The sequence below is a fragment of the Thiocapsa imhoffii genome, from assembly GCF_016583985.1.
GTDB lineage: Bacteria > Pseudomonadota > Gammaproteobacteria > Chromatiales > Chromatiaceae > Thiocapsa > Thiocapsa imhoffii.
The window spans coordinates 403,294-430,059 of sequence record NZ_NRSD01000001.1 but is presented as its reverse complement, the minus strand read 5'-3'; the positions used below and the strand labels follow the sequence as shown (position 1 = coordinate 430,059).

The window sequence follows — 26,766 nt, the reverse complement described above, 5'->3', positions numbered from 1 at the left end:
GCCTCGTGCGTTGGTTCAGACCATCCGATTGGCGACCAAGAGACGTGTGAGGATCGGGCGTGCCGTCGGGACCAGGCGCACCGGGTCGAAGATATTCAACCGCAGCATGTTCTCGATCTCCAACGGGGTGCGCGGACGTCCGCTCCCCATCGCCAGGAGATAGAGACCGAAATAGGCGTCCCCGATCGGCTCGGCGCCCGGGGTCCCCGACATCGGCTCAGCCACCATGAGCGTGCCTCCAGATGGCAAGGTCCGGCGCACCGACTTGATGATCGCGTCCACTTCGGCGTCGTTGTGGTCGTGAAGCACACGGACCAGCGAGATGATGTCCGCGCCCTCTGGCAAGGGGTCGCGCATCAGATCACCCCCGACCGCGGTCGCGCGCTCACCCAGTCCCTCACGCTCGAACCGTGCGCGCGCACGCTCGGCGACCGCCGGCAGATCGAAGAGGATCACCCGTAGATGGGGCCAGCGCTTCGCGGCGGCGACCAGGAAGGTGCCGTCGCCACCACCCACATCCAGCAGACACTGATGGTCCTTTAGCGAATAGGCATCCAGTACATCACCCGCGATCAAGGATTGGCTGTCCGACATTAAGGCGGTATAGCCGTCGATCGCTTGATCGTCAGCATGCACCGCCTCGGCATTCGCTGCGTAGGCCCAATAGCTGGAGAGTGCGGTCGATTTCGACTCGCCACGCAGGAGCGCAACCGGATCGGCGAGATCCGCATACACCATGGCGTGATGCTCGACCATCGCGGAGATCCCCGGGTTACCAATCATGGCCGCACCCAGTTCGCCGAGGGCATAACGCTGATCCGCGCAGTGCGCGACCAGCCGCAGGCTGACCGCCGCGCGCAACAGGCGCGTCATCGCCTCGGGAGACAATTCAAGACGCTCGGCCAGAACCTCAACACTCTGTGGTCCATCGGCAAGGGCCTCAAACAACTTCAGACGCACACAGGCGAACAACACCTGCGAGTAGACAAAGCCCGCGACGATATCGAACAACTCACGCGCCCGCCGTTGCGCGATCGGTCGTGTCAATGGAAACGCCGAGGCCCAACGTTGGAAACCAGGACGAGCAAGCAAACCGTTGCGGATATTCAGCCAGGAATCAAAAATCGACACGACCGGGAACCTCGTTCGAATTCAGGGTTTGAAATTGAAGCGGGCTAGGATAACGGGAATTCGGGCCGTGAGCGACCACGACGGTGCACTCAGGCCCGATTCGAGACCGGGCTGAGGCGCGCGGCTGGCGGTGCGTGCGAGGGCTGAGCCCTGCTGACGCGGGGCAAGAAGGCAGGTGGCCGGCGCGCACTAGGCGCGATCCGCGAGTCCCTTCGGCATGATGTGTCGCGATTCGGCAACCAACACGGCGGCGAGTTGCTCGGCACCTGGACAGGGTGGAATCGCCTCGACAGCCCCCTTCACGAGCCCCTTGAGCAGATCCACGGCACCGTCGACACCCAGTTCACCCGCCGCGCTTGGGCGATTGAGCAGCGCATCGCGCCCGACCGGTTTGCCGACCTCCTGAGCACTCGCGGCCACATCGCGCAGGTCATCGGCCACCTGGTAGGCCTCCCCGATCCGATCGCCGACCACGCGCCACGCCTCGGCATCGGCACCGGCGACCTGCGCGCCGGCCGCGGTCGCCGCGGCGAATAAGGCACCGGTCTTGGCTCGATGGTAATCGGCGACGGACACCTTCGGCTCACATTCCCAAGCCTGACCGGCCACGATTCCCATCGGCATCCCCACCGCGCGTCCCAGCGTGAGCAGCAGTGGCGCAAGACGTGCCGGATCCTCCGCGAGGACCCGGGCCAGGTTCTCGAACGCCAGCACGATCAGAGCATCCCCCGCCAGCACGGCAAGGGGCTCGCCATAGGCGCGATGAACCGAGGGCAGCCCTCGGCGCAAGGGCGAATCGTCGAAGCAGGGCAAGTCGTCGTGCACCAGCGAGGCGCAGTGCAACAACTCAATGGAGGCCGCAACCGCGGCGGCGATCTCGACATCAGGGCTGCCACAGGCCGTCGCAACAGCCAGGCACAGCCGCGGTCGCACCCGCGCACCACCCGGAAAGACAGCATGGCGCACGGCCTCGGCCAAACGGGGCGGACAAGCATCGGTGATGACCGATCCCAGTGCCGTGGACAAGGCTTGTTCGATTTTCGCAGTGAAGTCCATCGCCGGGTCCCCTGTCGTCACCGGAATGTAAATTTTAGTTGACACTTGATTGTGTCATGTACAATAGACATCAAGGTCATTCACGTCAATCCGAGGATTGCGTCCTCAGTGGCCGCCCAGGCGAGTCCTCCTGACACACTCCATCTCAAGAAGAGGCCAGCATCCGATGCCCACCAACACAGTGATCGTCGTCGGCGCCGGGATCGGCGGACTTGTCACCGCGGTGCAATTGGCCGCGCGGGGTCTCGAAGTGCGGGTGCTCGAACGGGCACCGGCGCCCGGCGGCAAGATGCGCGAGATCCAAATCGGCGATCAACGGATCGACGCAGGCCCCACGGTCTTCACGATGCGTTGGATCTTCGATGAGATCTTCGCCGAGGCGGGCGCCGCCCTTGAGGACTATCTGACCCTCCGTCCGTTCGAGATCTTAGCACGCCACGCCTGGAGTGAGCGTGAGCGCTTCGATCTCTATGCGGACGAGGAGCGCACGATTGAGGCGATCGGTGACTTCTCGGGCGCGGCCGAGGCGAAACGCTACCGCGGCTTCTGCGATCACGCCCGCACCATCTTCGAGACCCTGGATCAACCCTTCATCCGCTCGTCGCGGCCCAATCCACTCAGCCTCGTCAGTCGCTGTGGCGTGCAGGGTTTCCCTGGCTTGCGCCAGATCAAGCCCTTCGACACCTTGTGGCAGGCGCTCGGCGAGCATTTCGAGGATCAACGCCTGCGCCAACTCTTTGGGCGTTACTCGACCTATTGTGGCTCATCGCCCTTCCTCGCGCCGGCAACCCTGATGCTGATCGCGCATGTTGAACGCCAAGGGGTATGGTCGGTCGAAGGCGGGATGCATCAAACGGCCGTCGCGCTGGCGCGGTTGGCTGAGCGTTTGGGTGCCACCATCACCTATGGCGCGGATGTGAGCGAGATCCAGGTCGAGCGTGGACGCGCGCGGGGCGTCCGCTTGGGTGACGGGGAGTCGCTCACGGCCGATGCCGTGGTCTTCAATGGTGATGTTGCCGCCCTAGCCCAAGGGTTTCTCGGCGCGGATGTGACGCGGGCAGTCGCCAAGACGAGCCCGCGCGAACGCTCTCTCTCCGCGATCACCTGGAGCCTCGTCGCCAAGACCGAGGGCTTCCCCTTGTTGCGCCACAGTGTCTTCTTCTGTCGCGACTATCCGAGCGAGTTCGCGGATATTTTCGAACGCTCACAGGTCCCGCGTGAGGGCACTATCTATATCTGCGCGCAGGATCGCGGCGATCACGACGCAAGCGCGCCGCGGGGACCTGAGCGCCTACTCTGTCTACTCAACGCCCCAGCCCGGGGTGACCAGCACCCATTCGATAGCGCGGAGATCGAACAATGCGAGCAGCGGGCATTCTCTCTCTTGGAACGTTGCGGTCTGCGGGTCGACCGCAACCCCGAGGCGCGCGTCGTGACGACGCCAGCCGTCTTCAACCAGCTCTTCCCGGCGACCGGGGGGGCGCTCTATGGCCAGGCCTCCCACGGGTGGCGGGCCTCCTTCACGCGGCCTCCGTCTCGCAGCAAGATCCCGGGGCTCTACCTCGCGGGGGGGAGCGCGCATCCGGGAGCCGGAGTGCCGATGGCAGCGATGTCGGGGCGCCTCGCGGCCGCGACCCTGCTGGGGGACCTCGGTTCGACCTGACGATCACACCAGGAGGCTATCTCTGGTGGTATCTCGACGCCTTGAGCGATGATGGCGCTCACGGCTTGACCATCATCGCCATGCTTGGCAATGTCTTCTCGCCTTATTACGCCTGGTCGCGACGGCGCGGCCAGCCCGATCCGCTCAACCACTGCGCCCTTAATGTCGCGCTCTACGGACAGGGGGGGAAACGATGGGCGATGACCGAGCGTGGGCGCAAGGCGCTCCACCAAACGGCCAGCCGACTCGAGATCGGCCCCAGCCATGTCAGTTGGGACGGGAACGCATTGAGCATCGAGGTGAATGAGATCACCGCGCCGATCCCGTCGCGGCTGCGCGGGCGGGTGCGGGTGATCCCCGCGGCGCTGAACCCACGTGAGTTCGAGCTCGATTCTGCCGGGCGCCATATCTGGTGGCCGATCGCCCCGATCTCGCGTGTGGAAGTCGCCTTCGAGAAGCCGGATCTGCAGTGGAGCGGTCAAGGCTATTTCGACTCGAATCGCGGAGAGGAACCGCTCGAGGACGCCTTCGAGTGTTGGGACTGGTCGCGCGCTAACACCCCGAGCGGTACCAGCATGCTCTATGACGTGACCGCGCGCTCCGGAACTGGAGCCAGCCTCGCCCTACGCTTCAACGCCGCGGGAGAGGTCGAAGAGTGTCCAGCACCACCGCGCGTACGCCTACCCACCACGGGGATCTGGCGGATCAAACGCGGTACCCAATGCGAGCCAGGATATCAGGCTCGGGTCGTGGAAACCCTGGAGGACACGCCGTTCTATGCTCGATCGCTGGTGGAGACGCGACTGTTCGGCGAGACGGCGACCTGCGTGCACGAGAGCCTCTCACTCGATCGTTTTGCATCGCCGGTGGTGCAGCTGATGCTGCCGTTTCGCATGCCCCGGGTCAGCGGCTGAGGTCCATGCCGCGAGATGAGGTGCATGCTGTGACCCGGCTCTCGCTCAGACCCCGTCCTGAGCGAGGGCGCGGATGGCAACCCGGTCGTGCTTGCCGGTCGCGAGTCGCGGAAGTGCCGCGATCCGCTTGAACGCGCGCGGTCGCTCGGCACCCGCAAGCTGCTGTTTGCACCAAGCGGCCAGCCTCGCTTCGTCGATTGTCCCCGCATAGACAACCACCAGGCGACACCCCCAGACCGAGTCATCGAGACCGACAATCTCCAGTTCCTGGACTCCAGGCGCACGCAGGACCTGTTCAGCGATCCGCGGCAGTGCGATCTTCTGCCCCCCGATGAGGACGATCTCATCAACGCGACCAACGACTGTCAGTGTTCCGTCCTGATCAACCCAGCCGAGATCCGAGGTTGCAAACCAGTCACCCAGGAGCCCCTGTCCCGGCCGGCGTGCGGGATTGGCATAACCCGCCATCAGCATGGGGCCACGAATGCGAATCGGCTTCGGCTCATCGCCAGTCCCCGGATGATCGATCTCCACCCCGGGTAACAGAGGCCCGATACGCCCAGCCTCCGGGATCTGTGTCAGTGATGTCGCGGAGGTCGCGATCTGTGCGCCGGTTTCGGTCATGCCGTAGGTCGGATAGAGCGGCCAACCCGCGGCGAGGGCGCGTCGCGCGAGGCGCGTGCTGAGCGCCTGACCGCCGATCAGGACCACCCGCAGCGATGCCGGCGGTGGGGCACCAATGGCCAGCAGCCGGTCGAGCATCACGGGGACCAGGGAGACATGGGTCACGGCCTGACGCTGAAGATCCTGCGCCAGACGCGCGGCATCAAAGCCCTCGTGCAACACCAAACCGGCACCGGCGCGCCACCAGCGATGCAGGATTGCGAGCCCGGCGATGTGGCTCAGGCGCAGACAGCAGAGCCACCGATCTTCAGGTCCAAACGCAAGCCAATGGTTGGCGATGTCCGCAGCCGCATCCAACGCGTCCCTGGCCAGCATGACGATCTTCGGCTCGCCGCTGCTCCCACTCGTTTTCACCAGCAGCGCGGCCGCCGGGGCGTCAGGTGGCCCAGCGACCCCCGTGGACTGGACCAGACCCGCCCTCGAACACCAACGCCACTCGGCGCCACATGAGGACGCCAAGACCAAGATGTCGTCCGAGGACATGCCGCTGCGCATCGGGAACAGAGCCGCCCCCAGTCGCATCAGCGCTTCACGCATCAGCACCAAGTCGAGCGCGGGTGAGTCGGGGCAGATGACGACCTGCCGGGCGCGCACACCTTGCTGTTGCAGCATGGACGCTCGCGTCGCCACCCAGCTCGACCATGACGTGGACGTCCAGCGCCCTGAAGCGGCCAGGATGACACGCCCTGAGTCGCTTGGACCTGCCGTGGCATTCACGTCTGACATGATCGTGGGATCAGGAGCCTAGCGGATGAGTGAGACGATCAGGATGCGGAGCGAGACGCTCCACACGCGTCACTCAGACCAACGCACCTCAAAGACGCAGCGCGGCGCGCCCATCGCCTGACAGGCCACCTCAGTGACGCGCGCGTTCGGATGCACGAGCGTCGAGAACAGGCGCTCGAAACTCCCGGCGTAGAAGTCACAGATGGGCTCGGCTGCGATCGCCTGGCGACAGATCGGGCCATCGACCACGCTGAGTTCGGTTGGATGACCCGGGGTTCCCGCGAAGCGACCACTCCCCACGAAGGTCCACGCATTGCGGCTGATCGCCTTGATCAGGATCCGGCTCGCAAGCCGCGCCGGCAGCAGCTTCAAGAGCCGCTGCACCGGCTTGGGAATCCGATTGGCCAGGAGATAATCACCTGTTCGCAACCCGGCGTCATGTGCCACGGAGCGTGCCTGAGCAACGCCAAGATGTGTCCTCAGAGCCTCCTGCAGCCGGGTGACCTCATGCTCTTCGACCATCTCCTCGGGTAAGGCATCGAGGTATGGAGCCAGTCCGGCCGCGGTGAGGATCAGACTGAGCGAGTCCGGTTCCCCAACCTCCCGCAACACCTCCGCAACACGTATGATGGCATTCGGACCGACCCGCGCCGCCGCTGGTGCGGCCACCTGCGTCATGGTGACACCATCGCGCGCCACTGAGTGCTACCCCAATCGACCGAAGCATCCTGCTCGACACAGAGACCATGCAGCAGATAACGTCCCTCGGGCGTCACCCGGATCCCCTCGTTCGTGACCTCCAGTAGACCCTGGCCGCCATTGCGACACAGGCTTTCGTATTCGTGCTCCAGCCCCTTAGCCGAACTCGCGGGCAACTCCAAATTGCACATCAGGTAGAGGATGGCCTCACGTCTGCGCCGATCCTGCTCGGTCAACCGCCGCCCGCCCCCAACCGGCAATAGCCCCTGCGCCAGTTGCCGCTCCCAGGTCTTCAGATCCGGTGCGTTCTGCACCAGCACCCCACCGACCTCGCCAATACCACTGGGTCCGAACGCCAGCACCTGCTTCGCTGGCGCTGGCGTGTATCCGATCGCATTACGATACAGACGCCGCTCTTTCTGCGCATTGGTCAGTTCATCGGTCTCGCGAGCAAACACATCGGTGCCAACCCAGCGATAGCCCGCCGCCGAGAAGGACTCAACCGCTTGATGGAACAACTGGAGTTTTTCGGCAATCGAGGGGAGATGCTCAGCACGGATGGCGTGCTGATGAGGACGACTCACAGGGTCATGAGCGTAGCTGAAGCAGGCGATCCGATCGGGGCTGAGCGCAACGATCTGATCGAGCGTGTGCTGGAAACCCGCCAGGGTTTGGAACGGCAGACCGTAGATGAGATCAAGATTGATGCTTTCAAAACCAGTGTCGCGTGCCGTGAGAAAGACATCGCGCACCATATCGAGGGACTGGACTCGTCCGATCGCGCGCTGCACATCGGCATTGAGATCCTGAACACCAAAGCTGATGCGACGGAAGCCGAGTCCGTAGAGAAGATCGAGTTGGCCGGCAGAGGTTCGACGTGGATTGCACTCAACCGAGGTACAGGCCGTCTCGGCGATCTCGAAATGCCGCTCGACGATCTCCATGAGTCGCGCGAGCTGCGGCTCGTTCAGATGATTCGGCGTTCCGCCTCCCACGTGGAGTTGGTCCGAGACTCGCCGCTTGCCGATGATCTCGGTAACGAGCGACATCTCGTGATCCAGCGCATCCAGATATTGGTCTACCCGCTCCTCGCTGTGCGTAATCGTGGTATTGCAAGCGCAGTAGAGACAGCGCACATGACAGAAGGGAACATGTACATAGAGCGCGAAGTGGTCCTGAGGGCGCTGGCTCAAGGCCACCAGCGCCTCTCGATAGTGGACATCACTGAAGGCGGTGTCACCACCGAGAATGACCGACTGAGCATGCCCGGGCGTCGGATGTCCGAACCGCTCGAGCAGTTCCGGCGGCAAACGAGCAGGTAATGGAGGCACCATGTCTGAGGCCCAGTCAGTCAGTTTGCACCGCTGTCATCTTCGGCTTGCCGGCAGTTGTCTTCAGCGGCAAGTCATCCTCGGAGACCTTGAGATCGTCCGGCGCACCGCAGGCGACTACCTTAAGCGGTGTCCCCTTGAAGTTCATATCGGCGGCGAGGTCGGGGCGATCGCGTTTCAACTGTGCGATCTCATCGGCGGTCAGGACCTTGGAGGCGTCGAAACCGAGATCGACCTCGGCTGACATTCCCTTCATTTTCAGCCGTTCGAGATCATAGAACTTTTTCGATGCCGTGGTCTTGGCGAATGCCTTCAGGCAACCGAGCATGTAGCGGCGACGGAACTTGTCCTTAATCCAGGGATATTCCAAGAAGCTCTTGCGCATGTAGAACCGCGCATAGTTCTTGAGCACCCCTTTCAGAACCTGTTCGCGGGTCATGGCCTCGGGCTTCATGATCGGCGTGACGAAGTTGTATTTCGAGTAATCACGCACCTCGACGCGATCACCCAACTCCTCGAACAACTCCGCGAACGGCCATGGCGTATACATGTTCCAGTTCGCCATGTCGGGCTTCCAGTCCTGGGCGAGCTTGTAGGTTTCCTCGATGGTCTCGGGCGTCTCGTTCTCGAGCCCCATGATGAACTGGACTTCGGCGACGATGCCCGCTTGCTGCAGAAGCTTGACCGCGAGCTTGTTCTGTTCGACCGTGGTCTGCTTGCGGAAGGTATCGAGGTTGAGCTGCGAGACTGCCTCAGTGCCGAGCGAGACATGAACGAGACCGGCCTTGCGGTAGAGTGGCAGGAGATCCCGGTCACGCATGATGTCGGTCACACGCGTATTGATGCCCCAGTAGAGGGGGAGGTCGCGTTTGATGAGTTCTTCACAGAGTGCGACGAATTTCTTCTGAAAAATGGTGGGCTCTTCGTCGGCTAAGATCATGAAGCCGACGTTGTAATCACGCACCAGGGTCTCGATCTCGTCGACAAATTTCTTCGGATCGCGATGACGGTATTTCCGCCAAAACTTCCACTGCGAGCAAAACCGGCAGGTAAAGGGGCAACCGCGCGCGAAGTTCGGAACGGCGACCCGGCAGTTGAGTGGCGTGTAGATGTACTTGTCCCAATCGAGCAGTGACCAGTCTGGCGTCAGGGTGTCGAGATCCTCGATGACGGGACGGGCGGGGGTTGCAACGACTTGCCCATCGTCGTCGATGAAGGCGATCCCCCAAATGCGCTTGCGATCCTTCCGATCCGTGCCCGCCTCGATCGCCTTCAACAAGGCCACCGCGATCTCCTCGCCCTCACCGCGCACGATGTAGTCGATCCAAGGCGCCTCGCTGAAGACCTGCGTATACATAAAGGTTGGATGAATCCCACCCAGCACCGTCACGACACTCGGCAGCACCTCCTTGGCGATCTGCAAGGTCGTTTGCGCCTTGTAGATCTGAGGCGTGATGGCGGTCGCGAGCACCACGTCCGGCTGATTGACACGAATGATCTCACGGAGCTTGTCATCCGACAGATCGTAGGTCATCGCATCGATGAAACGAATGTTCGTCATGCCCGCGTGCTTCAGGGCACCACCGATATAGGCCACCCACCCCGGCGGCCAGTTTCCGGCAATCTCGGCGCCGCCGCAGTGATAGTTCGGCTGGATCATCAAAATACGCATGAGCATTCCTCGGAAAGGGTTCGAGCACGCGGCCGTGCCGGCTCGGTCGCACTGCGATTTGAGCAAGTCAGGTCGTGCACGCATCCAGATTGCGACGCATCAGGATTCGGACGATAGCCGATCTCCTAGCAACGCCATATGATTAGAGTCAAGAGAGCACCGATTCCGCACCGCCCGCCGCATCGTGCCTCACTTGCGCCGCGTTTGTGCAAGCCTAGCCCAGTCGACGAATCGAAGCAAAAACAAACGCACTACCTCATGACACTTGCCGGCCGCCGTTCGCGAAGGCCTCCGCCGCGGAGCGCGAGCACGGTGCTGGTGAGACGATCGGCGATCGCTTCTGCCCGGGCGGCATGCCGCAGTTCGTCATCCCTCGCTCGAGTGCTTGCGCGAGGCAAGCGAGCGCTCCAGCATGGCATCCCCTGAACGGGATGGCACCACTGACACGACGCCCTCGCGCGTCGTGCGCCGTGGGGCCACACTGTCGGGGGGAGCAGCGGATTCAGGCCCAGGGTTGGGCGGGATTTCGGTCTCCCGCGGTGGCAGGGCCCAGGCCCACAGGGCCTCGTCGGGTAAGGGCAAGACCAGAAACCAGTGCTCCAGGATGCCCAGCGCGAGCAAGGTTGCCACCAACAACAGCGCAACGACCAGGAACGGATCCGCGCCGGGCCCCAGTGCCTGGGCCACCAGGATCACGACCACCACTGTCGAGGCGGTCACGGAAACCGGAAACAAGAGGTTCATGCTCCGTTTCGGCATATAGGTCTTCAGGTAAGCAAGATGATCGGGCAGCCAATCGTTGAGATTCGGCACGCCGAGAAAGAGGTTCAGCTTCGCGCTCCAGCGCATCAACCAGAGAACGACGAAGGTCCAGGTGCCGACTTGGTTGGGTTCATTCCACGTCACCAGGACGAGGAACGCCACCATCGCAAGAACGGCCAACTCATGATAAAGGCTCGTCAGAATCGCGAGTCCGAATCGTTTCCAGGAGGCGCAATTCGCCGGACAGGGCTGCTTGCGCGGTCCGGTCAGAAGCCCGGTGAAGTAGCTCATCTCGAGCACTCCCCAGATCAAGATCCCGGCGCTGAAGCCGATATAGGCCGAAACGAGCGTGTGGGCAGGACTCACCACCACCACGGCGAAGATCGCGACCGCCAACACCGCGGCCCCGCCCAGCATGGTCCAACCAAAGGTCCGGCCTGGCAGGTTGTCGAGAAACAGCACCACGCCCGTACTGAACCACCAGAGCGCGAGCGCAAAGAAGACGGGTAAGGCATATTCGAGCATGACGTGCGCCCTGTTCTCCAGCCGATCCTGGTCCACCGGTCACAGCCCGGGGCCGCTCATCCCTGCCCACCTCGGATGGCCACGCAGCCGGATCAGGGACCTCAAGACGCTCGTGCTCGGTCTGCCGCAATACGCCGGCAGCGGACCACGAGGTCACGGATGAGGGATGATAACAGTGAAGAGCCCAGGTCGGGATAGAGAGCCCGCCCCGACCTGCGCCCAATCCACGTCGACGCCGCGGGCGGCACTCGCCAACGGGCGTGTGGGATCGTCACGAACCGCTAGGGTGACATTTGGGATGAGGTCTGGGGCGATGCGACGAAGCGACCGATTGCCGCTTCGTTGTCCCGTCCAAAGGGCCTCAGATCAACGTAGAAATCAGTCGAGAGATCCTCGATCGTGAAGTGCCCGTTCTCACGCAGACTCACCCGGTAGGGGCCATCGAGGTCGGTTTGATGAAGCCGACGTTCTCGCAGCAGGGTTCGCAGGAGTCCGCGCAGAAAACCATCCTCGTTGGGTTCGATGGCTTCGATAAGTTCGCCGGTATCGAAATCATAGACCTGCAGGAAGCCATTATCGGCATCGACAAACCGCACGTCGCGCATCACGGTCGCTGGAGACCGCGGCTCTTGACTGGGATCGAAACCACTCAATCGCGCGATTCCCACGGCAAGAACCGTGAACGCGATCAACGCGGCTAGGGCGATCAGGATGCCCCGCGGGAAGGGGCGATCGTGCATGTCACTCAAGGGACGGCCTCACGGAATCAATCAGGCTTCAATGGATGCCTTTGCTTCAGGGTGTCGTCGTCCCTTCGCTGGCACCGGTGGCTTCCACGGATGCCACATCAGCAACCGCGGCGTCAGCGGATTCAGTCTCCGAACTATAGGTATTGAGAGCGTTCGAGAGGATCTCCGCAACCTTCGCAACATCCGGGATACTCCTCAACATCGGCTGTGGCTGACGGAAGTGCCAGGGACGAGCATGAGGCCACAGCAAGATGTAAGACGTCCGCTCGGATGGTTCCAACAGCAGCGGGATGTCACCCGTGCCGTCGAGGTGCCGTTTCAGCTCGGCCGACTGGATCTTCGCAAAGGGAAAATTCACGATCATCTGCAAGGCGACGCCGAACCGAAACACCACCCGTCGCGTCGTGATGGTATAGACCGTGGCGCGTGCCATCGCCCAGGCGAGCAGCGACAGGCCACCCACGGCGAGCAAACCGAGCACGAGCACCCAGAGCGCACCGGCCAGGACTTCTGCCAGTGCCCGCCCCGCGGCGAGATCCGCCAGCACCCGCCAGGCGATGATCAGGGCGAAATAGAGTGCGACCTTCCAGCTATGGAAGGCGCGCCGCGCCAGAGTCGTCCAGCGTGGCGCACCCTGCCAAAGCATCTCCTCACCAGGAGGAAGATGCTCGGGCAAGCCCCGAACGGGCTCGTACTCGTATTCCTTCACAGCAGAGGCTCTGACCGATCGGCTGTTGCATAGAAATGTCCGCCGGCATAGTAGGCGCAGATCTTGTCCTCTTCGTAGAGGGTCACTTGATCTGGCTTCGCCAAGGTCGGGACATTCACGAAGTGCTTGCCCATGATGGACTTCACCTTGACTTGCCCGTTCTTCTTATCGAAGCGTGCAAGGTTAATCGGCAACAGGACTTGCTTGCCACCCTTCGCGACCTTCATTTCCAGGTAGCGAATCTGTGGCTCAGCCCGATCGACCCAAACATCCGTCACCGTGCCACCGACCTCGCCGTCGAATCCGATGACCGTCATGCCGCGTGGATCGGGATCCTTCTCGGCAATCGAGAATTCGGTTGCGACGCGCATCGGCACGATCTTCGGAGCGCCTTCGAACGTCAGATCAGGGTGCTTCGCGCGATCAGGTGATGCCGCTGGCCCAAAGCCGGACAGCATGGGATCGCCATTGGGGATCAAGGGTGCACCTGAGAACGGTTGTGCCGGCGTCGCATTGACGGTTTCCGGAGCTTCGACCCGTGGGGCCATGACGGTGCCACCATTGTGTGGGAGCACATAGGTCTTGGGCTTCGGCACTGCCGGGAAACCTTCGATCTTGACGCGACCGCCACGAGTCGATTCCAGCGGATAACCTTCCCGCTTGTTCTCGCGATGGAGATAGAAGATGAGCCCGGCGAAGAAGAACCAAAAGACATAGAGAACGAGCTGCGCGACGTCGATATAGCTGGTGATGGCTGCAGACATGATGTGACCTCCGTAGGACAAAAGGCTAACCGGACGTGCCGGCTAGACCGAAGCGCGATGACCGTCGATGACCCAGCTCGTCGGAGTGACGGGCGGACAAACGGCGACCAACGTGGCAAAAGCTGCTCTGGATCTCGATGTGATAGACGACTCCCTAGCCAGTGAAAGGACCGGCGCAAGCCGGGCCGAAATCGCATCCGGACGCTGTGCCGAAGCGATCGGCAACGCGCGCCAGAGTGCACGAACGGCAGTCTCAAAACGGCATGGTCGACTGCTCACGCCGGCACCAACGCGAGTGCCTGCGAGGTATAGAAACCCACCGCGATCCGCTTGGTGCGATCGGATCGCCAGCCTGCCAGGCCAGGCTCCTCAGCGAGGAGGGCCCGCAGGGTCTGCTCGCCGACCGGTTCGATGGCCGGCGAACGGTTGCCGCGCGGAAACCACTGGCCGACCGCATGCATGAGCGCGAGGGCGGGTGTGCGCGGCGCAAAGGTGAAGAGGATCGAGCCACTGGTGCGACTCGCGAGACCGCTCAGCACCGCCACGACATCCGCGGGAACATAGTGGATCAGCGAATCCATCGCGACCACGTGATCGAACTGCCCGAACTCCGGGTCCAGCATGTCTCCCGCCTCGAAGCGCACGGAGCCCGGCCCGATGTCGGACGGGGTGCGCTCACGCGCGATCTCGATCAGCGTTGGCGCCACATCAATGGCCACGACCTGAGCACCTCGGCGCGCGGCGGCAATGGCCAGGGCGCCCGTTCCGCAGCCGGCGTCGAGCAGCCGCTGCCCCGTCAAATCGCTCGGCAGCCAGTCCAACAGGGTCGCGCGCATCGCGTCGCGTCCCGCCCGAACGGTCGCACGGATCGGGTTCACCTTCGCATCGGAGGTGAGCTTCTTCCAGGCGTCCGCGGCCGTGCGATTGAAGTAGGTCTCGATCGCCTGCCGACGTTCTTGATACGAACCATGAGCCATCAATCGAACCCCAGGAAGTCGAAAATATCGCGATCCCGCATCGGCTGTGCATCCAGCGCCTCGACGCCCTCCCACAGCATCTCGGCAAGCCGTAGGTACTCGGCACGTGCCTGGTCGAGCCCGGGGGCATCGTCCATTTCAAAGAGTGTCGATTTCTTGAGGCGGCTGCGCCGAATGACATCGAGATCCGGGAGATGGGCGAGTCGCCGCAGTCCAACCGCGTTGTTGAACCGATCAATCTCGTCGGTGTTGACACTGCGATTGGCGATCACGCCGCCAATCCGCACACCATAGTGCTTGGCCTTCGCCTGGATCGCCGCGGCGATTCGGTTCATCGCAAAAATCGAGTCGAAATCATTGGCCGTGACGATCAAGGCCCGTTCGGCATGCTGTAGAGGCGCGGCAAAGCCACCGCAGACCACGTCGCCAAGGACGTCGAAGACAACGACGTCGGTGTCCTCGAGGAGATGATGCTGCTTGAGAAGCTTCACGGTCTGGCCCACGACATAGCCACCGCAACCCGTCCCCGCGGGCGGGCCTCCGGCCTCCACGCACATGACCCCGTTATAGCCCTCGTAGACATAGTCGCTCGGGCGCAACTCCTCGGCGTGGAAATCAACCGACTCGAGGATGTCGATCACCGTTGGCACCAGGCATTTGGTGAGGGTGAAGGTCGAGTCGTGCTTGGGATCACAACCGATCTGCAACACCCGTTTGCCTAGCTTTGAGAAGGCCACGGACAGATTCGAGGAGGTCGTACTCTTGCCGATCCCCCCCTTGCCGTAGACCGCGAAAACTTTCGCGGTATCGATCCGGATGTCGGGGTCGAGCTGGACCTGCACGCTGCCCTCCCCGTCCGGACGTTTTGGAGCCTCGTCGAACAGGCCCGCTGGGAGCTGTTGAATCGTCACGCGGCAGCCTCCTCGACGATGCCTTCGAGGCGATCCTCGAGCTCTTCGCCAGCTTGTCGCAACGCCTCAAGCGTCGCTGCATCGGGCGACCAGTAGTTGCGCTCGTGGGCCTCGATCAAGCGATTCGCGACCTTGGCCGATGCCGTGGGGTTGAGCTGCGCGAGGCGATTGCGCATCTCCTCATCCAACACGTAGGTCTCGGTGAGCTGTTGGTAGACCCAGGGCGCCACCTGACCTGTCGTCGCCGACCATCCCATGGTGTTCGTGACATGAACCTCGATCTGACGCACCCCTTCGTAGCCATGCTTGAGCATGCCCTCGTACCACTTGGGATTGAGCATGCGGGTCCGGGTCTCGAGGGCGACCTGCTCGGCGAGGGTCCTGACCACCCCATCACCACGCGTTTGGTCTCCGATATAGACTGGAACCTCGTCCCCCTTGAACTGACCGACGGCGCGGGTGATGCCCCCGAGCGTGTCGAAGTAATGGTCAACCGTGGTCACACCCAGTTCGACCGAATCCAGATTCTGGTAAGCCAGTTGGACCGTGGACAGCACACTCTTCAGCAGTTCGGCCTGGCGCATCGGCTGACCCGAGCGGCCATAGGCGAAGCACTTGCGGCGTGTGTAGGTTTCCGCCAGTTCGTCCTCGCCGTCCCAGCGACTGCTGTCGACGAGATAGTTCACATTCGCACCATAGGCCCCATCGGCATTACTGAAGACCCGCAACGCCGCGGTCTCCAGATCACAACCCTGCGCCTCCTGGTAGGCCAGGGCATGTTTGCGAATGAAGTTCTGCTCCAAGGGCTCATCGGCCTGTGCGGCGAGGAAGGCCGCCTCGGCCAGGAGACGTGTCTGCAGGGGCAGCAAATCCCGGAAGATCCCGGAGAGGGTCATGACCACATCGACCCGCGCTCGCCCCAATTCCTCAAGGGGGATGAGCGTCGCGCCCGCGAGTCGGCCGTAGTTGTCGAACCGCGGGCGGGCACCGATTAATGCTAGCGCCTGCCCGATCGGCCCACCCTCGGTCTTGAGGTTGTCGGTCCCCCACAGGACCAACGCGATCGTCTCGGGGAAGCCGTTACCCTCGGCAAGATGGCGGTCGATCAGACGCTGAGCCTGACGTGCCCCGTCCTTGATCGCATAGAGGCTCGGCAGCCGGAAGGGATCGAAACCGTGGAGATTACGACCGGTCGGCAGAATCGCCGGGGTCCGGAGCAGGTCGCCACCGGGCGCGGGACGGATAAATCCACCGTCGAGCGCATGCAGCAGCGCCGGGGTCTCACTATCCTGCACCAGGAGCCGGTCTGTCTCGGCCAACTCACGAAAGAGTTCGAGATGCTCGTGGCTCGCGGACATGCCGCCGGCCTTGAGCGCTTTCTCGGGGCTTTTGCCAGCGACCAGCGCGGCCACTGCCTCACGGGCCGGGTGCAGATCCTTTGACGCCTCGGCCACCGCGAGCAATAGATCGAGTCGCTCCGCTTCACTCGGCGCCTCACCGACGACATGGAGCCCATGTGGAATCAGGGTGTACTCGAGCTCCAGGACCTGGTCATTGAGCTTGGCGATGCGCGCCTCGACATCCCCGCCCCAGGCCGGTTCCAATTCAGCCAACTCGAGTTCCGCCGCCTGCGCCTGGATCAGCACCGCCAGCTCGGCCCGCTCGTCATCCTCACCGGGCGGCAAGCCACGCCAGCGCTCCATGGTTGACTTCAGATCGATCAACCCCTTGTACAGACCCGCATGGGCGATGGGGGGCGTGATGTAGCTGATCAGGGTTGCCGCGGCGCGCCGTTTGGCAATCGTGCCCTCGGAGGGGTTGTTCGAGGCGTAGAGATAGATGTTTGGCAGATCCGTGATCAGACGATCCGGCCAGCAAGCGCCAGAGAGTCCGGCCTGCTTTCCTGGCATGAATTCGAGCGCCCCGTGGGTGCCGAAGTGCAGCACGGCATGGGCGCCGAAATCGTCGCGAATCCAACGATAGAAGGCCGTGAACGCATGCGTGGGCGTGAACCCTTTCTCGAAGAGGAGTCGCATTGGATCCCCTTCGTAACCAAAAGCCGGCTGAATGCCCACGAAGACATGACCGAATTGGGCACCGAGCACGAACAGCGAAGCACCGTCGGTCTGCTGCTTGCCGGGCGCGGCACCCCATTGCGCCTCAATCTCGGACAGCCAGGGTTCCCGGCGCACATGGTCATCGACCGGAATGCGGACATGAACGTTGGCATGCGCCCCGTAGCGTCCGGCATTCCCATTGATGATCCGCTCTCGCAGTGCATCGACGTCGGCGGGCAACTCGACGGTATAGCCCTCCGCCTGCATCCGCCGCAGGGTATGGAACAGGGAGGCGAAGACCGACAGATAGGCGGCCGTGCCGGTGTTGCCGGCATTGGGCGGGAAGTTGAACAGAACCACCGCGACCTTGCGTTCGGCACGTTTGGTGCGGCGCAACCGGACGAGTCGTTCGACGCGATCGGCCAGACGTCGCGCCCGCTCGGCGTGTGACTGCATGTCACGTCCGCCTTCGCTGGAACCACTGCCGCTGCGCCCGCCATAGACGATCGAGCCGGTCGCCCCATCGAGTTCCGGGATCGCGACCATCATGGTTGCCTCAACCGGGAGCAACCCCTGGCTCGAGCTTTCCCATTGATCGACGCATTGGAACTCGACCGCGAGTGTTGAGAGATAGGGCACATCGAGTTTCGACAGGATCTCCTCGGCCGCTTTCGAGTCGTTATAAGCCGGACCACCGACTAAGGAAAAACCGGTCAGCGAGATCACGGCATCGACCGTGGCGCGACCGTCTTTGAGGAAGAAACGCTCGATCGCGGGACGCGCATCCAGACCGCTCGCGAACGCTGGGACCACCTGCAGCCCGCGCGCCTCCAGGGCCTCGATCACGCCGTTGTAGTGAGACGCATTGCCAGCCAGCACATAGGAGCGCATCAGCAACAGCCCAACCCGTCCGTTGGGACGAGCCGAGAGCGCCGGCAGCGCGTTCAGATCCTCGGTGATGCGGCCTTTGAGCTTGGGATGATAGAGACCGACCTCCGGGTACTCGACCGGCGGGGCGGCTTTGATCGTCCCACGCAGATGACGACGCGGACCGTCCGCGTAGCGATCGACGAGGAACCGGATCATGTTGCCGAGATTTTCGTCGGAACCCGCCAACCAATACTGGAGCGTGAGAAAATAGGCTCGCACGTCTTGCGCGGTCCCTGGGATGAACCGCAGCAGCTTGGGGATGCGCCGGAGCATCGACATCTGTTGCGCGCCCGCGCTCTGCTTCTTCTCCTTGCTCCCGCGCAGGCGCTTGAGCAGCGCCATGGGGCCGCCTGGAGAGCCGTCCATCTTGAACCCACCCATGCGCGTCATCTTCATGAGCTCACCGGCGGACATGCACACGATCATGGCATCGCATGCATCCCGGCGTGCCGCCAGCGCGGGCAGGATGGGTTTGAAATGCTCCTCCATCACCAGCATGGTGATCATGATGATGTCGCCCCGGGCGATGTCCTCAAGGCATCGCTCAAGGGACTCCGGAGACTCGGCCCATTCCGTGGCGGCGTGCAGCGAAAGTTGCAGTCCGGGCAGGTCGCGCTGCAGGGAGGGGCGGGCCCGCTCGGTGGTTCCGGCGAGATGCCCGTCGAGGTTCACGATGACGACGCGAACCGGGGTGATATCAGTCGTCGAGGCGCGCTTGTTGTCAGCGGCCGAAGTGCGCTTTGGCATCGTAGAGCGTCTCCACAGTGATGGTCTGGATGCCCTGTTCCTCCGCGAAGCGCTCGGTATTCCGACGCGCCTTGCCGCGCACGAAGAAAGGGATCTTTTTCAGCTCCTGTTCGGCTTCCGCTGCCCACCTGATGTCTGAATGGCTGGCTTCAGCGGGTGTGACCGTCGGTCCGGTCTCGATCGCCGACGGCCGGTCACGCCCGGCTCCTGAGCCAAGATGCGACGGCGTCGCCGCATCATGAAACTCAAAATCCTCCCGAAACATGGTGATGAGGTGTTCCTCAAGCCCCATCATCAACGGGTGTACCCACGTATCAAAGATGACATTCGCGCCCTCGAACCCCATCTGCGGTGCATAGCGTGCGGGGAAATCCTGCACATGCACCGGCGCCGAGATCACGGCGCATGGAACGCCTAGGCGTTTCGCGATGTGCCGTTCCATTTGCGTGCCCAACATCAGCTCGGGTTGCAACTGTGCGGCACGCGCCTCGACCTCAAGATAGTCGTCCGTGATCAGGGGGTCCACCCCATAGCGCCGCGCGCACTCGCGCACGTCGCGTGCGAATTCACGGGCATAGGTCCCAAGGCCGACGATGGTGAAGCCAAGCTCCTCGGCGCAGATCCGCGCTGCGGCAACGGCATGGGTCGCATCGCCGAAGATGAACACTCGCTTACCGGTCAGGTAGGTCGAATCCACCGAGCGCGAATACCAGGGCATTCTAGACGAATTCGGCGCCTTGGCATGAGCGACATCGATTCCAGTAACCCGACCCACCTCATCGAGAAAGTCGCGCGTCGCGCCGATTCCGATCGGGACCGTCTTCACGGTCGGCATGCCAAACATCCGCTCCAGCCAATCACAGGTCTGATCGGCCGTCTCAGGATACAGACAGACGTTGAAGTCTGCTTCGGGAATGCGCAGGAGATCTTGCGCGCTGGCGCCCAAGGGGGCGACCACATGCACATCGACTCCGATCGCGGCGAGCAACTGCCGCACTTCGATCACATCATCGCGGCAGCGGAAACCTAGGGCTGTGGGGCCGAGCAGATTGGCACGTGGCCGCTGACCCGCCGGACGCGGCGCCGGCTTGCGTCCCGCCTCCGGGACCTGCGCGCGCAAGAGACCGCGCACCAGCTGATAGAAGGTTTCATTGGCGCCCCAACACTCCTTGCGTGCATAGGCGGGCAGCTCGAGCGAAAGAACCGGAATCGGCAGCCCCATGCCGCGCGCCAGCGCACCGGGCTGATCCTGGATCAGCTCGGCGGTGCAGGCCTCGCCAACCATCAGGACTTGCGGTTTGAAGCGCTCGTAGGCATCGCTGACGCTGGCTTTGACCAGCTCGGCGGTGTCGCCACCGAGTTCGCGCGCCTGGAAGGTGGTATAGGTCACCGGCGGACGTCGCTCGGAGCGCGCGATCATGGTAAAGAGGAGATCGGCGTAGGTGTCGCCCTGGGGCGCATGCAGAACGAGGTGGACCCCGTCCAGCGACGCGGCGACGCGCATCGCGCCGATGTGTGGTGGTCCTTCGTAGGTCCAGAGTGTGAGCTGCATCGCGTTAGACCCGCAGCAGTGCGCCGCGCCGCAGCGGTCGCGCGAAGAGTTCGGCGAGATCGGCCGCCTGATCAAATCCATGCACCGGCGAGAACACCAATTCGATCGACCACTTGGTGCGCAACCCCTCGGCCTCGAGCGGATTGGCCAAGCCGAGCCCACAGACCGTGAGGTCGGGCTGATCGGCGCGCAGGCGGTCGAGCTGCCGCTCCAAGTCCTGTCCCTCGCTCAGCCGCACGGAATCCGGCAAGAGGTCGAGCTCCTGGGCCATCAACTGACGATCGAGAAACGGTGTCCCAACCTCGACCAGAGTCATGCCACATTCGCGTTGAAGAAAGCGAGCCAGCGGAATCTCGAGCTGCGAATCGGGCAGGAAACTGATGCGCTTGCCCGCGAGTTCGGAGCGATGGTGCGCAAGCCCGCGCTCGGCGCGCGTGATCGCCGGCGCCGTCACGGCCGTGACGACCTCCTCGTCGATCCCCCAAGCCTGAGCCGCCGCACGCAACCAAGCCAGGGTGCCCTCGACCCCGAACGGGTACGGGGCTTGCAGAATCCGCGCGCCACGCGCTTGGCAAGCACGGGCAGTGTCGCCCACGAACGGCTGGGCCAACAACACCAGCGTTCCGCTGCCTAGAGGAGGAAAGGCGCTGGTGTGGCGCGGCGGCAGGAAATGCACCGGACTGATCCCGAGTTCGGCGAACAGCCGGGCGAATTGATCCTCGACGACATCCGGCAAGGTACCGACGACGAGGAGCGACCGTGCCCCATCGGGCAGGGACGGAAGCTCGGGCACCAGCGCCCTGAGGCAGGCATCCTCACCCTGGGTGAAGGTGGTCTCGAGGCCACTGGCCGAATAGTCCAGGATCCGGACCCGTCCGTGATACGCCGCGGAGAGCCGCTCCGCCGCCTTGGCGAGATCCAACTTGATCACCTCGGAGGGGCACGACCCCACCAAGAACAGGGTTCCGATGTCGGGACGCCGCCCGAGCAGTTCAGCGACGATTCGGTCGAGCTCTTGGTTGCAGTCGGCCAGGCCGGCGAGGTCCCGTTCGTGGAGGATCGCGGTGGCGAAACGCGGCTCGGCGAAGATCATGACGCCGGCGGCCGACTGCAGCAGGTGCGCGCACGTCCGCGAGCCGACGACCAGGAAGAAGGCATCCTGGATCTTGCGGTGCAGCCAGACGATACCGGCCAGCCCGCAGAAGACTTGCCGTTGCCCACGCTCACGCATCACCGGCAAGCGTGGACCTGGGCCGCTTGGCGCATCCACCGGATTCGCGTCCACCGTCATGCGGACGCCCCGGCGTGCTCTTGACGTCGCGCCGCGCGCAGCTTGATCAGGAACTGTGCGGCATTGATGACATAGGCCGCGTAGGCCGCGAGCGCGAGCCACATCAGGGCCTGTGTATCGAGCGCGGCCGTGGCCAGGGCAATCAGATAGGCCGTATGCAAGGCGAGCACCAGCATACTGAAGACATCCTCCCAGAAGAACACCGGCGCGAAGAGATACTGGCCAAAGACGACGCGCTCCCAGATCGCGCCCGTAATCATGATCGCGTAGAGGACCAGGGTCTTGATGACGATCGAGACGGTGGCCGCGAAGGCACCCTCCCCGGTGACCAGATAGTGCAGGACGAGGTAGAGACTGACTAAAAAAATCAGGAACTGCACGGGCGCAAGGATCCCCTGAACCAGGGTCCACGGGGTCTGATCACGGCGGCGGCGTTCTTCCGGCGTGTAGAGAGGTTTGGGCTGTGACGCTTGCATGCGCAGGACACTCAATTAGTTCTTTGGCCAAGTCAAGATCCGCCCGGGATCACCAACCACGTTATGATCCGACGTCTTGCTTCAACATACAACGAATCTAGTCTGCTTTCCCGGGTGCGTCAACCAAACTTTACGTAAACCTGACTTGACAACCCCGATCCAGGCATCACAATAAGGTAGCGAGCCCGACACGGGTGCACTGGCCTCCCCAGCAGCGATGCCTCGACCCGCGCAACGCCCGGGTCCTGACGAGGATGCACAACATCGACTTGGTCTTCGCACAACGGCAGTACTCAGAGTCAGCAGCTCGACGTCGCTCGTCAGGATCGCCTACGCGAGCGCCTCGACGCAGCCCCTGCCTGGTGACCTTCGTGCTGTCCAGCCCGAGAGTAGAGCGCACAGCGCACGAGCAATAGAGTCTTTCGTGATCATCGCCATTTCGCAGGGCGTCGGTGAACCTAACGGCTATGTCGAGCGCGCCAGACGACGCGCCGCAGTCCGATGGCGCCCACAGCGACTGGACAGCGCAACGAGCCGTACCGTTCTCAGCGCGCTCACCGCCGACCTCTCGTTCGGGTCGCTAGGGCACGCCTTCGAGTCTTAAGGGAGGGTCCGGTCGCCGTGAGTCCGTTCAGAACCCCACAACGTATGCTCGGTACGCTTGACGCCACGGCCGCAACGGCGTTGGTCGAGGGCGCGACCGATATCGCCTTGGTGATCGACCCCAGCGGGATCGTTCGTGACATCTCGTTCGGCAGCGAGGATCTCTCGCATGAGTTCAGTCAGGACTGGGTTGGACACTCCTGGCTCACCACGGTTCTCCCGGAGAGCCGCCCCAATGTGGAAGCCTTGTTGGACGAAGCCACCACGGAAGAGCTCACGCGCTGGCGCCAAGTCACCCACCCTTCGGTACGCGGCTCCGAGATCCTCATCCAATACCGCGCGCTGCGGGTTGGCGCGAACGTCATGGCCATGGGCCGGAATCTTCAGGGTATGGCTGCCTTGCAGCAACAACTGGTTGACGCACAGCAGGCACTGGAACGGGATTACTGGCGGTTTCGCCAGGTCGAGACCCGTTATCGCCTGCTCTTTCGGATGGTCTCCGAAGCGATCCTGATCATCGACGCCCCAACCCAGCGGGTCGTCGAGGCCAACCCGGCCGCGGGTCAACTCCTGGGCGAATCGCCCACGCGCGTGATCGGAAGACCCTTTCCCGAAGGCTTCGACACCGACGGTACGCAGGCGATCAATAGCCTCCTCGCTGGCGTGCGCGCCGCCGGACGCGCCGATGACGTGCGCGCCAAGCTTGCCGATGGGCTGCAGGAATTCCTGGTGTCCGCCTCATTGCTGCGACAAGAGAACCTGTCGTTCCTACTGGTGCGGTTGTCCCCCCTGCGCGCGGAAACCAGCGGCGCCTCCTTGCCAGAGAATCGGGCGCGCTATCTGCGCGTCCTCGAGAATGCCCCCGACTGTGTCGTGATCACGGACGCCGAGGGGCGCATTCTCAGCGCCAACAATACCTTCCTTGCCTTGACCGAGATTGCCGCCGAGCAGCAGGCGCGTGGCGAGTCCTTAGATCGCTGGCTCGGTCGCCCAGGGGTCGACCTGAACGTCCTGATGGCGAATCTGCGGCAACATGATACGGTCCGGCTGTTCGCCACCACCCTGCGCGGCGAATACGGCTCGACGACGGACGTTGAGATCTCCGCGGCCGCGGTGCGCAGTGGCGAGCGCCCCTATTTCGGTTTCTTCATTCGTGACGTGGGGCGGCGCCTGAATGCCGAGCAGCCCTCGAGTCCCGAGCAACCCCGGTGGCTCGACCAACTCACCGACCGAGTCGGGCGCGTGCCGCTGAAGGATCTGGTGCGCGAATCAACTGATACCATCGAGCGTCTATGCATCGAGGCCGCGCTGAAACTGACGGGCGACAATCGCGCATCGGCCGCCGAGCTTCTGGGGTTGAGCCGTCAAAGTCTATACGTCAAAATCGACCGCTACGGGATCTCTGATCAAACCCCAGACCCCACTGTGACAGACGAAAAGTGAGCCGCATGAATCCGAGCCCGACTGCTGCGGCCGCGCCCGCAAGGCTATCCCCCTCCGCCATTCTCGAGGTCTCGCACCCGATCACCTGGTTCCCGCCGATGTGGGCGTTCGCCTGCGGTGTCGTGTCCTCGGGCGCCCTGATCCTGCAGCAATGGTGGCTGCTGCTCGCTGGTGTCCTGCTCGCCGGCCCCCTGATGTGCGGAACAAGCCAGGTCGTGAACGACTGGTTCGACCGCCATGTCGACGCGATCAATGAACCCAATCGACCGATCCCCTCCGGCCGCATCCCAGGACGCTGGGGACTCTATCTTGCCCTCATCTGGACGACGGTCTCACTGGTGTTGGCCTGGTTCCTGGGGCCATGGGTCTTCGGGGCGGCATTGCTTGGAATGGCCCTGGCTTGGGCCTACAGCGCGCCACCGTTTCGTCTCAAAGGCAACGGCTGGTGGGGGAATCTGGCGGTTGGCTTCTCCTATGAGGGACTCGCCTGGGTCACTGGGGCCGCGGTGATGCTCGGCGGGGCGATGCCCGATTGGCGCATCCTGGTGCTCGCCGTGCTCTACAGCATTGGCGCACATGGAATCATGACCCTGAATGATTTCAAAGCGATCGAGGGTGATCGGCAAATGGGCGTCCGCTCACTCCCGGTGCAATTGGGGGTTGATGGCGCGGCCCGGCTGGCCAGTCTCGTGATGGCCTTGCCCCAGGTCGTCGTGATCGCCTTCCTATTCGCCTGGGACAAGCCCGCTCACGGGATCGCGGTCACCATCGTGCTCTTGATCCAAGTCGCGCTCATGGTGCGGTTCCTGCGCAGCCCGCTGGAGCGCGCGACCTGGTTCAGCGGCCTCGGTGTCAGCGTCTATGTCACCGGGATGATGATCAGTGCGTTCGCCGTGCGGGCACTGATGGGCTGAGCACGGCGTCATGGCGTGGTTCGCTCCGGCACGGGCGCCCGGCTCTCTAGGCGATCGAACACCGTGATCCCCCCGTCGAACGGGTCTGGACGAAGTTGCCGCCGTGCTTGGATGATGAGGATCCAGAATGTGCAGTCCATGCGGTAACATCAGGATCGAGCACCACAAGGATGTCGTCGTCAACACCTGCGCGTCTCGATCCGAGGCGTCCGATCAACACACTGCTCTGCATGACCCCGGCTGAGGGCCAACACACCATGACCAAACTTGATACCTTCGACGTTGTCGTGGTGGGCGGTGGACCCGCCGGCGCCACGGCCGCAACCGATCTCGCCGCGCGCGGTCGCCGCGTCCTCTTGCTCGATCGTGGGGGGCGGATCAAACCCTGCGGCGGCGCCATTCCGCCCCAAGCGATGCGCGAATTCGACATCCCGGAGTCGATGCTGGCCAATCAGGTCAACTCGGCGCGCATGGTGTCGCCATCCGAGCAACGGGTCGACATGCCGATCAACGGTGGTTACGTCGGCATGGTCGATCGCGAACATTTCGACGAATGGTTGCGCGAGCGCGCCGCTCAAGCGGGCGCGGAACGTCGGACCGGCACCTTCGAGCGCCTTGAGCGCGATCAGGACGGGGTCGCCATCATCCGTTATCGCCCGGGAGTGGGCCGCAATGACAGCCCGAGCGAACAGGTCCGCGCGCGCGCCGTGATCGGTGCCGATGGCGCGCACTCAACCGTTGGCAAACAATGCGTGCCGGGAGCCGACAAAATCAAATACGTGGCGGCGTACCACGAGATCGTACGCACCCCCCCGAACGGCGGCATTGCGGACTTTGACGGCAGCCGCTGTGACGTCTACTACCAGGGTGATATCTCACCCGATTTCTATGGCTGGGTCTTTCCCCACGGCGAGACGACGAGCGTGGGGGTTGGCACGGCCGTGGAAGGGTTTTCACTCCGCTCGGCAACCGCGGAACTGCGTCGCCGCGCGGGCCTCGCTGACGCCGAGACACTGCGTCGTGAGGGGGCCCCCATCCCCTTGAAGCCGATGCGGCGGTGGGACAATGGTCGCGACCTGCTACTCGCCGGGGATGCGGCGGGCGTCGTTGCGCCGGCATCCGGCGAGGGCATCTATTACGCGCTCGTTGGTGGTCGGCTCGCGGGCGATGCGGTCGACACCTTTCTGACCACCGGCGACGCCAGTGCGCTGAAAAGCGCGCGCAAGCGGTTTATGAAGGCGCACGGCAAGGTCTTCTGGGTCCTCGGGATAATGCAACATTTCTGGTACGCGAGCGACAAACGACGCGAACGATTCGTGAGCATGTGCCGTGACCCGGATGTTCAGTATCTGACCTGGGAGGCCTACATGAACAAACGCCTCGTGCGAGCCCGGCCAGGCGCGCATCTGCGGATTTTCATGAAGGATATGGCCCACCTGTTCGGACTCGTCTCCGCGCGCTCCTGAGCAGGCCGTCGAGC

At 63.3% G+C, this 26,766-nt stretch carries 22 protein-coding genes; 5 read left to right on the top strand and 17 right to left on the bottom strand.

All coding sequences use genetic code 11. The annotated features are described in order from the left end of the window. Positions 1–15: 15 nt before the first annotated feature. Together CKO25_RS01880 and CKO25_RS01875 are read right to left on the bottom strand one after the other, a co-directional pair. Positions 16–1,131: a methyltransferase gene (locus tag CKO25_RS01880; protein WP_200386181.1), complete on the bottom strand. Its 1,116-nt coding sequence runs from the start codon at positions 1,129–1,131 to the stop codon at positions 16–18. Between the two features lie 189 nt (positions 1,132–1,320). Then, on the bottom strand, positions 1,321–2,187 hold the full coding sequence (locus tag CKO25_RS01875; RefSeq protein WP_200386180.1) for a polyprenyl synthetase family protein: 867 nt from the start codon (positions 2,185–2,187) through the stop codon (positions 1,321–1,323). 166 nt (positions 2,188–2,353) lie between these two features. On the opposite strand from CKO25_RS01875, the gene crtD reads away from it, so the two are divergent. Together crtD and CKO25_RS01865 are read left to right on the top strand one after the other, a co-directional pair. Next, entirely contained in the window at positions 2,354–3,850 is a 1,497-nt protein-coding gene (crtD, locus tag CKO25_RS01870) for a 1-hydroxycarotenoid 3,4-desaturase CrtD (protein WP_200386179.1), read from the top strand. 41 nt (positions 3,851–3,891) lie between these two features. Then, complete coding sequence (locus CKO25_RS01865) at positions 3,892–4,764, top strand: carotenoid 1,2-hydratase family protein (protein ID WP_200386178.1); 873 nt, start codon at positions 3,892–3,894, stop codon at positions 4,762–4,764. 45 nt (positions 4,765–4,809) lie between these two features. Here the strand turns inward: CKO25_RS01865 and CKO25_RS01860 are convergent, their stop codons facing one another. The 14 genes from CKO25_RS01860 to bchF all read right to left on the bottom strand — a co-directional run bounded on the left by CKO25_RS01860 (position 4,810) and on the right by bchF (position 22,326). Next, positions 4,810–6,060, bottom strand: a complete 1,251-nt coding sequence (locus CKO25_RS01860) for an AMP-binding protein (protein ID WP_242467274.1) — start codon at positions 6,058–6,060, stop codon at positions 4,810–4,812. A 183-nt stretch (positions 6,061–6,243) separates the two neighbouring features. Beyond that, entirely contained in the window at positions 6,244–6,852 is a 609-nt protein-coding gene (bchJ, locus tag CKO25_RS01855) for a bacteriochlorophyll 4-vinyl reductase (protein ID WP_200386176.1), read from the bottom strand. Next, positions 6,849–8,207, bottom strand: a complete 1,359-nt coding sequence (gene hemN, locus CKO25_RS01850) for an oxygen-independent coproporphyrinogen III oxidase (protein ID WP_200386175.1) — start codon at positions 8,205–8,207, stop codon at positions 6,849–6,851. The genes bchJ and hemN overlap by 4 nt, the downstream gene beginning before the upstream one ends. A gap of 13 nt (positions 8,208–8,220) precedes the next feature. After that, positions 8,221–9,876 (bottom strand): magnesium-protoporphyrin IX monomethyl ester anaerobic oxidative cyclase, encoded by a 1,656-nt coding sequence (bchE, locus tag CKO25_RS01845; RefSeq protein ID WP_200386174.1) that lies wholly within the window; start codon positions 9,874–9,876, stop codon positions 8,221–8,223. A 366-nt stretch (positions 9,877–10,242) separates the two neighbouring features. Next, positions 10,243–11,163 carry a putative photosynthetic complex assembly protein PuhE gene (puhE, locus tag CKO25_RS01840; RefSeq protein ID WP_200386173.1) on the bottom strand — a complete coding sequence of 307 codons (921 nt, stop codon included), beginning with the start codon at positions 11,161–11,163 and terminating at the stop codon, positions 10,243–10,245. A gap of 281 nt (positions 11,164–11,444) precedes the next feature. Next, the gene (gene puhC / locus CKO25_RS01835; protein WP_242467333.1) at positions 11,445–11,903 is read right to left on the bottom strand and encodes a photosynthetic complex assembly protein PuhC; all 459 of its coding nucleotides are present in this window, start codon (positions 11,901–11,903) and stop codon (positions 11,445–11,447) included. A 55-nt stretch (positions 11,904–11,958) separates the two neighbouring features. Next, positions 11,959–12,621 (bottom strand): photosynthetic complex putative assembly protein PuhB, encoded by a 663-nt coding sequence (puhB, locus tag CKO25_RS01830; RefSeq protein ID WP_200386171.1) that lies wholly within the window; start codon positions 12,619–12,621, stop codon positions 11,959–11,961. Further along, positions 12,618–13,385 (bottom strand): photosynthetic reaction center subunit H, encoded by a 768-nt coding sequence (gene puhA, locus CKO25_RS01825; protein ID WP_200386170.1) that lies wholly within the window; start codon positions 13,383–13,385, stop codon positions 12,618–12,620. Before puhA ends, puhB begins: the two co-directional genes overlap by 4 nt. A gap of 275 nt (positions 13,386–13,660) precedes the next feature. Then, on the bottom strand, positions 13,661–14,362 hold the full coding sequence (gene bchM / locus CKO25_RS01820; RefSeq protein WP_200386169.1) for a magnesium protoporphyrin IX methyltransferase: 702 nt from the start codon (positions 14,360–14,362) through the stop codon (positions 13,661–13,663). Next, positions 14,362–15,273: a ferredoxin:protochlorophyllide reductase (ATP-dependent) iron-sulfur ATP-binding protein gene (bchL, locus tag CKO25_RS01815; RefSeq protein WP_200386168.1), complete on the bottom strand. Its 912-nt coding sequence runs from the start codon at positions 15,271–15,273 to the stop codon at positions 14,362–14,364. Before bchL ends, bchM begins: the two co-directional genes overlap by 1 nt. Further along, the gene (locus CKO25_RS01810) at positions 15,270–19,007 is read right to left on the bottom strand and encodes a magnesium chelatase subunit H (protein ID WP_200386167.1); all 3,738 of its coding nucleotides are present in this window, start codon (positions 19,005–19,007) and stop codon (positions 15,270–15,272) included. The genes bchL and CKO25_RS01810 overlap by 4 nt, the downstream gene beginning before the upstream one ends. After that, entirely contained in the window at positions 18,982–20,559 is a 1,578-nt protein-coding gene (gene bchB / locus CKO25_RS01805; protein ID WP_200386166.1) for a ferredoxin:protochlorophyllide reductase (ATP-dependent) subunit B, read from the bottom strand. The genes CKO25_RS01810 and bchB overlap by 26 nt, the downstream gene beginning before the upstream one ends. Before the next feature lie 4 nt (positions 20,560–20,563). Beyond that, positions 20,564–21,850: a ferredoxin:protochlorophyllide reductase (ATP-dependent) subunit N gene (locus CKO25_RS01800; protein WP_200386165.1), complete on the bottom strand. Its 1,287-nt coding sequence runs from the start codon at positions 21,848–21,850 to the stop codon at positions 20,564–20,566. Next, positions 21,847–22,326 (bottom strand): 2-vinyl bacteriochlorophyllide hydratase, encoded by a 480-nt coding sequence (bchF, locus tag CKO25_RS01795; RefSeq protein ID WP_200386164.1) that lies wholly within the window; start codon positions 22,324–22,326, stop codon positions 21,847–21,849. Before bchF ends, CKO25_RS01800 begins: the two co-directional genes overlap by 4 nt. Positions 22,327–22,947: 621 nt before the next feature. Here bchF and ppsR point away from each other — a divergent pair. After that, complete coding sequence (gene ppsR, locus CKO25_RS01790) at positions 22,948–24,372, top strand: transcriptional regulator PpsR (RefSeq protein WP_338115045.1); 1,425 nt, start codon at positions 22,948–22,950, stop codon at positions 24,370–24,372. Between the two features lie 5 nt (positions 24,373–24,377). Beyond that, entirely contained in the window at positions 24,378–25,286 is a 909-nt protein-coding gene (gene chlG, locus CKO25_RS01785; protein WP_200386162.1) for a chlorophyll synthase ChlG, read from the top strand. An 8-nt stretch (positions 25,287–25,294) separates the two neighbouring features. Here the strand turns inward: chlG and CKO25_RS21535 are convergent, their stop codons facing one another. Further along, entirely contained in the window at positions 25,295–25,426 is a 132-nt protein-coding gene (locus CKO25_RS21535; RefSeq protein ID WP_276568995.1) for a hypothetical protein, read from the bottom strand. 117 nt (positions 25,427–25,543) lie between these two features. On the opposite strand from CKO25_RS21535, the gene CKO25_RS01780 reads away from it, so the two are divergent. Next, entirely contained in the window at positions 25,544–26,752 is a 1,209-nt protein-coding gene (locus CKO25_RS01780; protein ID WP_200386161.1) for a geranylgeranyl diphosphate reductase, read from the top strand. Positions 26,753–26,766 lie beyond the last annotated feature (14 nt).

What these genes read in the sequence shown, in the direction of transcription:
- puhC (WP_242467333.1), bottom strand. Translation starts at nt 11,903, where the DNA reads ATGCACGATCGCCCCTTCCCGCGGGGCATCCTGATCGCCCTAGCCGCG.
- chlG (WP_200386162.1), top strand. Translation starts at nt 24,378, where the DNA reads ATGAATCCGAGCCCGACTGCTGCGGCCGCGCCCGCAAGGCTATCCCCC.
- CKO25_RS01860 (WP_242467274.1), bottom strand. Translation starts at nt 6,060, where the DNA reads ATGCTGCAACAGCAAGGTGTGCGCGCCCGGCAGGTCGTCATCTGCCCC.
- CKO25_RS01780 (WP_200386161.1), top strand. Translation starts at nt 25,544, where the DNA reads ATGACCAAACTTGATACCTTCGACGTTGTCGTGGTGGGCGGTGGACCC.
- bchJ (WP_200386176.1), bottom strand. Translation starts at nt 6,852, where the DNA reads ATGACGCAGGTGGCCGCACCAGCGGCGGCGCGGGTCGGTCCGAATGCC.
- crtD (WP_200386179.1), top strand. Translation starts at nt 2,354, where the DNA reads ATGCCCACCAACACAGTGATCGTCGTCGGCGCCGGGATCGGCGGACTT.
- CKO25_RS01810 (WP_200386167.1), bottom strand. Translation starts at nt 19,007, where the DNA reads ATGCCAAAGCGCACTTCGGCCGCTGACAACAAGCGCGCCTCGACGACT.
- hemN (WP_200386175.1), bottom strand. Translation starts at nt 8,207, where the DNA reads ATGGTGCCTCCATTACCTGCTCGTTTGCCGCCGGAACTGCTCGAGCGG.
- CKO25_RS01800 (WP_200386165.1), bottom strand. Translation starts at nt 21,850, where the DNA reads ATGACGGTGGACGCGAATCCGGTGGATGCGCCAAGCGGCCCAGGTCCA.
- bchF (WP_200386164.1), bottom strand. Translation starts at nt 22,326, where the DNA reads ATGCAAGCGTCACAGCCCAAACCTCTCTACACGCCGGAAGAACGCCGC.
- puhE (WP_200386173.1), bottom strand. Translation starts at nt 11,163, where the DNA reads ATGCTCGAATATGCCTTACCCGTCTTCTTTGCGCTCGCGCTCTGGTGG.
- bchB (WP_200386166.1), bottom strand. Translation starts at nt 20,559, where the DNA reads ATGCAGCTCACACTCTGGACCTACGAAGGACCACCACACATCGGCGCG.
- bchE (WP_200386174.1), bottom strand. Translation starts at nt 9,876, where the DNA reads ATGCGTATTTTGATGATCCAGCCGAACTATCACTGCGGCGGCGCCGAG.
- CKO25_RS01875 (WP_200386180.1), bottom strand. Translation starts at nt 2,187, where the DNA reads ATGGACTTCACTGCGAAAATCGAACAAGCCTTGTCCACGGCACTGGGA.
- CKO25_RS21535 (WP_276568995.1), bottom strand. Translation starts at nt 25,426, where the DNA reads ATGGACTGCACATTCTGGATCCTCATCATCCAAGCACGGCGGCAACTT.
- puhA (WP_200386170.1), bottom strand. Translation starts at nt 13,385, where the DNA reads ATGTCTGCAGCCATCACCAGCTATATCGACGTCGCGCAGCTCGTTCTC.
- bchM (WP_200386169.1), bottom strand. Translation starts at nt 14,362, where the DNA reads ATGGCTCATGGTTCGTATCAAGAACGTCGGCAGGCGATCGAGACCTAC.